The 937-nt window shown below is 62.0% G+C and carries 1 protein-coding gene; it reads left to right on the forward strand.

The window, feature by feature from the left end:
- A partial coding sequence (locus tag AC1DWI_RS24530; protein ID WP_477726096.1) for a S1C family serine protease occupies window positions 1-937 on the forward strand: 937 nt, incomplete at both ends.

Below are 937 nucleotides of genomic sequence, written 5' to 3' on the forward strand. Positions count from 1 at the left end.
GGCATACCGATCCCCCCCAATATGCCCCGCGCACCCCGGCCGGACCGCAGCCCTCAGCCTGACGAAGACCAGCCACGCGGCGTCGGGTCGGGTTTCATCCTGACGGCCGACGGCTTTGTGATGACCAACGCGCATGTGGTCGAAGGCGCTGATGAAGTCATTGTCACGTTGACCGACAAGCGCGAATTCAAAGCCAAAATCATCGGTGCGGACAAGCGCAGTGACGTTGCCGTCGTCAAGATTGAAGCGACGGGGCTGCCCGCAGTGAAGATTGGCGACATCAACCGCCTCAAGGTCGGGGAATGGGTGATGGCCATCGGCTCGCCATTTGGCCTGGAAAACACCGTGACTGCAGGTATCGTGAGTGCCAAGCAGCGGGATACCGGCGACTACCTGCCGTTTATCCAGACCGACGTGGCCATCAACCCCGGCAACTCCGGCGGGCCCCTGATCAATATGCGCGGTGAGGTGGTTGGCATCAACAGCCAAATTTATTCGCGCTCCGGCGGCTTCCAGGGCATTTCCTTTTCCATTCCCATAGATGAGGCAGCGCGCGTGTCCGATCAGTTGCGCACGAGCGGCAAGGTCACGCGGGGCCGCATCGGTGTGCAGATCGACCAGGTCACCAAAGAGGTGGCGGAATCGATTGGCCTGGGCAAGGCGCAGGGCGCACTGGTCAGGGGTGTTGAGAGCGGCGCACCCGCAGAAAAAGCGGGCATTGAAGCTGGCGACATCATCATCAAGTTCGACGGCAAACCGATTGAAAAATCCAGCGACTTGCCGCGCATGGTCGGCAACGTGAAGCCGGGGACCAAGGCCGTGGTGACTGTCTTCAGGCGCGGCGCGAGCAAGGACCTTTCGGTCACGATTGGTGAGGTCGAGGCCGAAAAACCCGCGCGCAAGGCTTCGGCGGGCCCTGAGCCCAAGCCCCCGGTGG

The organism is Polaromonas sp. P3_C2 (genome assembly GCF_056402675.1).